The organism is Mycobacterium sp., assembly GCF_049802695.1.
GTDB lineage: Bacteria > Actinomycetota > Actinomycetes > Mycobacteriales > Mycobacteriaceae > Mycobacterium.
This window is the reverse complement of the sequence record NZ_JBARMY010000414.1, coordinates 1-9,013: the sequence shown is the minus strand read 5'-3', so window position 1 is coordinate 9,013 and position 9,013 is coordinate 1. Positions and strand designations below refer to the sequence as shown.

7 protein-coding genes are annotated in these 9,013 nt (G+C 66.0%); 4 read left to right on the top strand and 3 right to left on the bottom strand.

The annotated features are described in order from the left end of the window. Positions 1-132: 132 nt before the first annotated feature. On the bottom strand, positions 133-1,071 hold the full coding sequence (gene coaA, locus WA317_RS16925) for a type I pantothenate kinase (RefSeq protein WP_425174128.1): 939 nt from the start codon (positions 1,069-1,071) through the stop codon (positions 133-135). Between the two features lie 60 nt (positions 1,072-1,131). Between coaA and WA317_RS16920 the strand changes: the two genes are divergently transcribed. Both WA317_RS16920 and WA317_RS16915 read left to right on the top strand, forming a co-directional pair. Next, the gene (locus WA317_RS16920) at positions 1,132-2,391 is read left to right on the top strand and encodes a DUF885 domain-containing protein (protein ID WP_425174127.1); all 1,260 of its coding nucleotides are present in this window, start codon (positions 1,132-1,134) and stop codon (positions 2,389-2,391) included. A gap of 129 nt (positions 2,392-2,520) precedes the next feature. Then, positions 2,521-4,992, top strand: coding sequence for a RelA/SpoT family protein (locus WA317_RS16915; RefSeq protein WP_425174126.1), 2,472 nt, complete (start codon positions 2,521-2,523; stop codon positions 4,990-4,992). A gap of 24 nt (positions 4,993-5,016) precedes the next feature. Here WA317_RS16915 and WA317_RS16910 read toward each other — a convergent pair whose 3' ends face one another. Together WA317_RS16910 and WA317_RS16905 are read right to left on the bottom strand one after the other, a co-directional pair. Next, the gene (locus WA317_RS16910) at positions 5,017-5,898 is read right to left on the bottom strand and encodes a peptidylprolyl isomerase (RefSeq protein ID WP_425174125.1); all 882 of its coding nucleotides are present in this window, start codon (positions 5,896-5,898) and stop codon (positions 5,017-5,019) included. After that, positions 5,898-6,776, bottom strand: coding sequence for a peptidylprolyl isomerase (locus WA317_RS16905; RefSeq protein ID WP_425174124.1), 879 nt, complete (start codon positions 6,774-6,776; stop codon positions 5,898-5,900). Before WA317_RS16905 ends, WA317_RS16910 begins: the two co-directional genes overlap by 1 nt. Positions 6,777-6,895: 119 nt before the next feature. Between WA317_RS16905 and WA317_RS16900 the strand changes: the two genes are divergently transcribed. Together WA317_RS16900 and hisS are read left to right on the top strand one after the other, a co-directional pair. Next, on the top strand, positions 6,896-7,561 hold the full coding sequence (locus WA317_RS16900; protein ID WP_425174123.1) for an MBL fold metallo-hydrolase: 666 nt from the start codon (positions 6,896-6,898) through the stop codon (positions 7,559-7,561). Next, positions 7,558-8,829, top strand: a complete 1,272-nt coding sequence (hisS, locus tag WA317_RS16895) for a histidine--tRNA ligase (protein WP_425174122.1) — start codon at positions 7,558-7,560, stop codon at positions 8,827-8,829. Before WA317_RS16900 ends, hisS begins: the two co-directional genes overlap by 4 nt. Positions 8,830-9,013: the final 184 nt, after the last annotated feature.

Genomic DNA, 9,013 nt, shown 5'->3' with positions numbered 1-9,013 from the left:
GCCCGCCGGTGCGGGGCGCCGCCGTCAGAGGTTGCGGCGTGCGGCCCCGCATCGGCTTGCGTGGCGATCTCAAGCGCGGCGGAGCCGGGTGCAGCGGATCGTCACAACCCCCGAGCGGTGCGCCGCAGCGAGCTAGAGCTTGCGCAGACGCAGCCGGTTGATGGCGTGGTCGGCGTCTTTGCGCAGGACCAACGTGGCCCGCGGCCGGGTGGGCAGAATGTTATCGACCAGGTTCGGTCGGTTGATCGACCGCCAGATCTCCCGGGCGGCGGCGACGGCCTGATGGTCGTTGAGCCGTGAGTAGTGATGGAAATGCGACGCCGGGTCGGCGAACGCCGTCGTGCGCATGGTCAAGAATCGCGAGACGTACCACTGTTCGATGTCCTCGATGCGCGCGTCGACGTAGAGCGAGAAGTCGAACAGGTCGGACACCATCAACGTCGGCCCGGTCTGCAGGACATTGAGACCTTCGAGAATCAGGATGTCCGGATGCCGGACAACCTGTTTGGCGCCCGGGATGATGTCGTAGAGCAGGTGCGAATACACCGGTGCGCACGCGTGATCCGAGCCCGACTTCACCGAGGTGACAAAGCGCATCAACGCGCGGCGGTCGTAGCTTTCGGGAAAACCTTTGCGGTGCATCAAACTTCGTTGCGTCAGCTCAGAATTCGGGTAGAGGAACCCGTCGGTGGTCACCAAGTCCACCTGCGGGTGGTGTTCCCAGCGGGCCAGCAGCGCCTGGAGCACGCGGGCGGTGGTGGATTTGCCCACCGCCACGCTGCCGGCCACGCCGATGATGAACGGCACCGGGCGGTCCGGATTTCGCTGCGGCTCGCCGAGGAACTCCGCCGTCGCGGCGAACAGCCGCTGCCGGGCGGCGACCTGAAGGTGTAGCAGCCGGGCCAGCGGCAGGTATACCTCTTCTACTTCGAGCATGTCGATCTGCTCGCCGAGCCCGCGCAAACCGATCAGTTCTTCTTCAGTGAGGGCCAGCGGCGTCGACTGACGCAACGAACGCCACTGACTTCGGTCGAACTCCACATAGGGGCTCGGCTCGCTCAGCCGCGGCATAGCGTCAGTCTTGCAGCAACGGCGGCCACTGCAGCGGCTGGGGCGGTTTATCGTGGGCGTATGCAGCCTGCCGACCTCATCCGCGAGTACCTGCTGCTGGGACTGCGCTTCGACCGGGTCGAGTCCGGCTACGTCGACTCCTTCATCGGCGATCCCGCGCTCAGACGGGCCGTCGACGACGAACCCGCCCCCGACCCGGCCGCCTTGGCCTCTCAGGCAGATCGACTTCTTGCCGCGCTGCCGGACGTGCCGCACCATGGTGGATTCGATCAGCAGCGCGCCGACTACATCGGTGCGCACCTACGCGCCGTCGCCTGCGCCGCACGTAGATTCGCCGGACACCAGGTCGGATTCGTCGACGAAGTGCACAACTACTTCGACGTGCGTATCGGCAAGGGCGACGTCGCGGCCTACCGCGAAGCGCATAGCCGGCTCGACGATTTGCTCGGCGGTACCGGCGCGCTGGTTGACCGAATGGCTGCCTACCGCGCCGGCGAGGAGATCCCGCCGGAACGGTTGGCTGAATGCATCGCCGCGTTCTCCAGCGCACTTCGGGACCGGGTGCGGGCGGAGTACCCGCTGCCTGAACACGAGACCGTGAGCTACGAGGTCGTCACCGACAAGCCCTGGTCAGGATTCAACTACTACCTGGGCGACTACCGCTCCACGGTAGCCGTCAACGCCGACGTCAAACAATTGATGTCGCAACTGCCCCGGCTGGTCGCCCACGAGTCCTACCCAGGCCACCACACCGAGCACTGCCGCAAAGAGGCCGGTCTGGTGCGGCGGGAAGGGCAGGCCGAACAGACCATCTTCCTGGTCAATACACCGCAGTGCCTGATGGCCGAAGGACTGGCCGATCTGGCCTTGTACGCCGCCATCGGTCCCCGCTGGGGCCGGTGGGCCGCCGACATCTACGCTGACCTGGGTTTGCGGTTCGACGGCGAGCGTGCCGAGGCGATCGCCGATGCGACGGCGGCCCTGGCCGGGGTGCGCCAGGACGCGGCGCTGATGCTGCACGACGAAGATCGCGATATCGACGACGTAGCCGCTTATCTTCGGCGCTGGCTGTGTGTGCCCGACGACAGGGCGCGCCAGATGTTGAGGTTTCTGCTGTCGCCGCTGTGGCGGGCCTACACCAGCACCTACGTCGAGGGCTACCGGTTGCTGCGGGCTTGGCTGGACCAACGCCCGGACGACGTCAGCTTGGTCGAGCGGTTCGGCCGGCTGCTCGACGAGCCGTTGATTCCCTCTGCGTTGCAGTCCGGCGACGATGCAGAGCGCGCGGGGGTACCCCAGCGAAGCGACGGGACGCGATGAGGAGGAGCCGGACAATGTGATAGGCAGTCCGGCGACGATGCAGAGCGCTCGGGGGTACCCCAGCGAAGCGAGGGGACGCGATGAGGAGGAGCGGGGCAATCTGACACCGGATACTCTGAAGGTTCGGAGGTGACGAACGTGGCGGACAACCAGGGCACCATGCAAGCGGTGCAGTCTGCCTCGGAAACCTTAGAAACCTTAGAAACCTCGGAAACCTTAGAAACCTCGGAAACGTCGCAGGACTCGCAGCCGGCCGAGGCCGCCACCGAGCCGCAGGCCGAGGTCTCCGCAGCCGAGTCGACGGCGAAGCTGTCGCCGGACACCCTCAAGACATCCACCAGCGCGTCACGGCGGGTCCGCGCACGGCTGGCGCGACGGATGACCGCTCAGCGCAGCGCGCTGAATCCGGTGCTCGAACCGCTGGTGGCGGTACACCGCGAGATCTACCCCAAAGCCGACGTGTCGCTGCTGCAGCGGGCCTACGACGTCGCCGATCAGCGGCACGCCAGTCAACTGCGGCACTCGGGGGACCCCTACATCACCCACCCGTTGGCCGTCGCCAACATCCTGGCCGAGCTGGGCATGGACACCATCACGCTGGTCGCCGCCCTGCTGCACGACACCGTCGAAGACACCGGATACACCCTGGAGGCGTTGTCCGAAGAGTTCGGTGACGAGGTGGGCCATCTCGTCGACGGGGTGACCAAGCTGGACCGGGTGGTGCTGGGCACCGCCGCCGAGGGCGAGACGATCCGCAAGATGATCATCGCGATGGCCCGTGACCCGCGGGTGCTGGTGATCAAGGTGGCCGATCGGCTGCACAACATGCGGACCATGCGTTTCCTGCCGCCGGAGAAGCAGGCGCGGAAAGCCCGCGAGACCCTGGAAGTCATTGCCCCGCTTGCGCATCGGTTGGGTATGGCCACGGTGAAGTGGGAGCTCGAGGATCTGTCGTTCGCGATCCTGCACCCCAAGAAGTACGACGAGATCGTGCGGTTGGTGGCGGGCCGGGCGCCGTCGCGGGACACCTATCTGACCAAAGTCCGCACCGAGATCGTCTCCATGCTGGGCGCGTCGAAGATCAAGGCGACCGTGGAGGGCCGGCCCAAACACTACTGGTCGATCTATCAGAAGATGATCGTCAAGGGCCGCGACTTCGACGACATTCACGACCTGGTCGGCATCCGGATCCTGTGCGACGAGATCCGGGATTGTTATGCCGCTGTGGGCGTGGTGCATTCGCTGTGGCAGCCGATGGCCGGCCGGTTCAAGGACTACATCGCCCAGCCGCGGTACGGGGTGTACCAGTCGCTGCACACCACCGTTGTCGGGCCGGAAGGCAAGCCGTTGGAGGTGCAGATCCGCACCCGCGACATGCACCGCACCGCCGAATACGGGATCGCCGCGCACTGGCGTTACAAAGAAGCCAAGGGCCGCAACGGTATCCCGGCTTCAAATGCGGCCGCCGAGATCGACGACATGGCCTGGATGCGCCAACTGCTCGACTGGCAGCGAGAAGCCGCCGACCCCGGTGAGTTCCTGGAGTCGTTGCGTTACGACCTTGCCGTACAAGAGATATTCGTGTTCACCCCGAAGGGCGATGTGATCACGCTGCCGACGGGGTCGACGCCGGTGGACTTCGCCTACGCGGTGCACACCGAGGTCGGGCACCGCTGCATCGGCGCCCGCGTCAACGGACGACTCGTTGCGCTGGAACGCAAACTGGAAAACGGGGAAGTCGTGGAGGTATTCACCTCCAAGGCCGCCGCCAATGCCGGACCGTCGCGGGATTGGCAGCAGTTCGTGGTGTCACCGCGCGCCAAGACCAAGATCCGGCAATGGTTCGCCAAGGAGCGGCGCGAAGAAGCGCTCGAAACCGGTAAAGACGCGCTCACTCGCGAAGTGCGCCGCGGCGGGGTTCCCTTGCAGCGTTTGATGAACGGCGTATCGATGGCCGCGGTGGCCACCGAGCTGCACTACAGCGACGTGTCCGCGCTCTACACCGCGATCGGTGAGGGCCATGTGTCGGCCAAGCATGTGGTGCAACGGCTGCTCGCCGAGCTGGGCGGCATCGACCAGGCCGAGGAGGAACTGGCCGAGCGCTCGACTCCGACGACGATGCCGCAACGCCAGCGCAGCAACGACGATGTGGGCGTTGCCGTTCCCGGCGCTCCCGGCGTGCTGACCAAGCTTGCCAAATGCTGCACCCCGGTGCCGGGCGATCAGATCCTGGGTTTCGTCACCCGCGGCGGCGGAGTCAGCGTGCACCGCACTGACTGCACCAACGCCTCGTCGCTGCAGCAGCAGTCCGAGCGGATCATCGAGGTGCTCTGGGCGCCGTCGCCGTCATCGGTGTTCCTGGTGGCGATTCAGGTCGAGGCACTCGACCGGCACCGGCTGCTGTCGGACGTGACGCGGGTGCTGGCCGACGAGAAAGTGAACATACTGTCGGCGTCGGTGACCACCTCCTCCGGCGACCGAGTCGCGATCAGCCGGTTCACCTTCGAGATGGGCGATCCGAAGCATCTCGGTCATCTGCTGGATGTGGTGCGCAACGTCGAGGGCGTCTACGACGTCTACCGGGTGACATCGGCGGCGTAAGGGGTTTCGCGACTGGGTGGGCGCTCAGCCCAGCCGCACGGAATTGATGGTGACGGCAGTGGCGGGCGGGCCGTCGTCGCGGCCGCGCGAGACCCCGCTCGCGGCAATCTTGTCCAACGTGGCCAGCCCGTTTTCTCCGATCGTGCCGAATACCGTGTAGTTCGGCGGTAATTCGGAGTCTTTGTACACCAGGAAGAACTGGCTGCCGTTCGTGTTCGGTCCGCTGTTGGCCATTGCCAGGGTGCCGCGTGGGTAGACCACCGGTTGATGTCCGGCGGGATCGTCGGGCGGGTACTGGTCGGTGGGGTATTCGTCGGCGAATTTATAGCCCGGCCCGCCCGTGCCGTCGCCTTTCGGATCGCCGCACTGCAAGACGCTGAGCCCGGGTGAGGTGGTCAACCGGTGGCATGGGCTGCCGTCGAAGAACTTCTGCTGCGCGAGGTTGACGAAACTGTTGACTGTGCAGGGTGATTCGTTCTTGGCCAGCTGTAAGCCGATGACTCCGGCGGTGGTGTCGATGGTTGCCGCGACATGCGCGGGATCCGTCGCAACCTGGCCCGATCGGGGCGGATTGACCGGCTTGCCGGTCTGGTCTGACGTGGGCGCGTATCGACAGTTCCCGCCGATGTCCGCACTAGGTTTGAACTGCGGCAAGCCCGGGACGCCCTGCAGCGGAGCAGCTGTCGTGGTAAGCGGTTGCGCTGTGGTGGTGGGCTCAGTGAAAGTGGTCGTGGCGGACGACGCGGACGAGGACCCGGCGGGGACGTCATGGTCGGGAAGTATCAGCACGATCGCGACCACGGCGATCATGGCGACAATCGCGAGTCCGGCCGCGACCGACGCGAGGATGACGTTTCGGCGCTTGGCCGCCGCGCCAGGGCTGCGGAAAGGTTGGTGAGACGCCATCAGTCCAGCTTCACCGATTTGATGGTGACCGGGGTGGCGGGCGCGCCGTCACTGCCGCCGCCGGCCACGCCGCCCTTGGCAATCTTGTCCAGGGTGGCCAGCCCGTCTTGCTGGACGGTGCCGAAAACGGTGTATTCCGGTGGTAGCTGGGAGTCTTTGTACACCAGAAAGAATTGGCTGCCGTTGGTGTTCGGTCCGCTGTTGGCCATGGCCAACGTTCCGCGCGGGTAGAGCACCGGCTGGTGCGCTGCGGGGTCTTCGGGCTTGTATTGGTCGCTCGGATATTCGTTGGCGAACGAGTAGCCCGGGCCGCCGGTGCCGTCGCCGGTCGGGTCACCGCACTGTAAGACGCCCAACGAAGCCGACGTGGTCAGCCGGTGGCATTTGGTGTCGTCGAAAAACTTCTGCGTGGTCAGGCTGACGAAGCTGTTGACCGTGCACGGGGATTTGTTGTTAGCCAACAGCAGGCCGATATTGCCCTGGTCGGTGACCATGCTGATACTGACCTGTGCGGGATCGGTCGGCACTTTGCCGCCCTGCGTCTTGGGCGGGTTGACCGGCTTGCTGGCCGGTTCCGGTGACGGGGGGTAGTCGCACTTGGAGCCGATGTCGGCCGACGCCGTGAACGACGGCAACGCAGCCACCCCGGCGGCCGATCCCGTTGTCGAGCTGGTCGACGGGCTGGCGGTTGCGGGTTTCTTCTGGTGCTCGCGGTTGAGGAACAGCACCGTGCCCACCGCGGCAATGACGAGCACCAGTGCGACCCCGGCGCCGGCGAGGACGAGGAGCCGCCGCCGTCGAGCCTGCTCGGCACGGCGTTCCAGCTGCCGTTGAAGTTTGCGCTTGGCTGACGCACGTCGCTGTTCGTTGGTCGGCACCGCCGATATCCCTCCATCAGTTCCGGTCAGTCAGCACAGAGTGTGCCAGTTCACCGCGGGAGCGGGTGGCGCGACCCTTGCGGCTCACCGAGTGCCCACCGAGTGCGAGACTGGAAACCGTGTTGATCTCCGCGTTCCCTGCCGGATTGTTGCAATGCAACTGCTACGTGCTGGCGCAGCGGCCCGGATCGGACGCCATCATCGTCGACCCGGGCCAGCGCGCGATGGGTCCGCTGCGGCAGATCGTGGACAAGAATCGGCTGACCCCGGCCGCGGTGCTGTTGACCCACGGGCACATCGATCACATCTGGTCGGCGCAGAAGGTGTCCGATACGTTCGGGTGCCCGGCGTACATCCACCCCGAGGATCGGTTGATGCTGACCGACCCGATCAAAGGCATCGGCCCCCGCTTGGGTCAGCTTCTGTTCAGCGCCGCGTTCTCCGAACCCAAGCAGGTGATCGAGCTGGACCGCGACGGCGACAAGATCGACCTGGCCGACATCACCGTGACTGTCGATCACACGCCCGGTCACACCCGCGGATCGGTTGTCTTTCGGGTCGCCGACGACGCCTCGGAGGTGGTCCTGACCGGCGACACGCTGTTCGAGCGGTCGATCGGCCGCACCGACCTGTGGGGCGGTAGCGGTCGCGACCTGCTCAACTCGCTCGTCCACAAGTTGCTGGTGCTCAGTGACAAGACTGTGGTGCTGCCCGGGCACGGGAACTCGACCACGATCGGCGCCGAACGTCGGGCTAACCCCTTCCTTCAAGGTTTGAGCCCGTGACGGAAGTCCCGGCTTTCGCTGCGCCCAAGGGTGTGCCGGACTACGTTCCGCCCGACTCGGCGGCGTTCGTCGCGGTGCGCGACGGCTTACTGAACACCGCCCGCCGGGCGGGCTACCGCGACATCGAGTTGCCGGTCTTCGAGGACACAGCGCTATTCGCCCGCGGAGTGGGAGAGTCCACCGACGTCGTGTCCAAGGAGATGTACACCTTCGCCGATCGCGGTGACCGGTCGGTGACGTTGCGACCCGAAGGCACCGCCGGTGTGATCCGCGCGGTGATCGAGCACGGCCTCGACCGCGGCGCGCTGCCGGTCAAGCTGTGCTACGCAGGCCCGTTCTTCCGCTACGAACGGCCCCAGGCCGGCCGCTACCGCCAGCTGCAGCAGGTCGGTGTCGAGGCGATCGGCGTCGACGACCCGGCGCTCGACGCTGAGGTGATCGCCGTCGCGGACGCCGGCTTCCGCTCGTTGGGCCTCGACGGCTTTCGCCTGGAGATCACGTCATTGGGCGACGACACCTGCCGCCCCCAGTATCGAGAGCTGTTGCAGGAGTTTCTGTTCAAGCTCGACCTGGACGAGCCGACCCGCAAGCGCGCCGAGATCAACCCGCTGCGGGTGCTTGACGACAAGCGCCCGGAGATCCGGGCGAGGACGGCCGACGCCCCGGTGATGCTGGACCACCTGTCCGACGTCGCCAAGCAACACTTCGACACCGTGCTGGCCCACCTCGACGCACTCGGGGTGCGTTACGCGATCAACCCCCGGATGGTGCGCGGGCTCGACTATTACACGATGACCACCTTCGAGTTCGTCCACGATGGGCTCGGGGCGCAGTCCGGCATCGGCGGCGGCGGGCGTTACGACGGACTGATGCGTCAACTCGGTGGACAAGACTTGTCCGGCATTGGTTTCGGGCTCGGTGTCGACCGCACGTTGCTCGCGCTGCGAGCCGAGGGGAAAAGCGTGGGAACCATTCCGCGTTGCGACGTGTTCGGGGTGCCGCTCAGTGAACAGGCCAAGTTGCGGCTGGCGGTGCTGGGCGGCCAACTGCGCGCCGCCGGCGTCCGCGTCGACTTGGCGTATGGCGACCGTGGCCTCAAGGGTGCGATGCGCGCGGCCGATCGCTCCGGCGCGCGTATCGCCATGGTGGCCGGCGATCGCGACATCGACGCCGGTACGGTCGGCGTGAAGGATCTGTCCACCGGGCAGCAGGTCTCGGTGCAGCTGGAATCCGTTGTCGCCGAAGTGGTTTCCCGGCTCGGCCGTTAACATCGGCCACAATGGTCACTGGGGAGCCAGACTTGGTGTTGTGCCCGCCTAATGGGGTTCGATCAGCGAGTCGTTGACGAGGTTTATGCCTAGTTGGCGAGAAGCTGGTCACCGAGCCGCCGGCCGGTGAGCACTATGCCCGCCAGGAATGATGGTCGATTCCTACTAAGAGATTGTGCCCCGG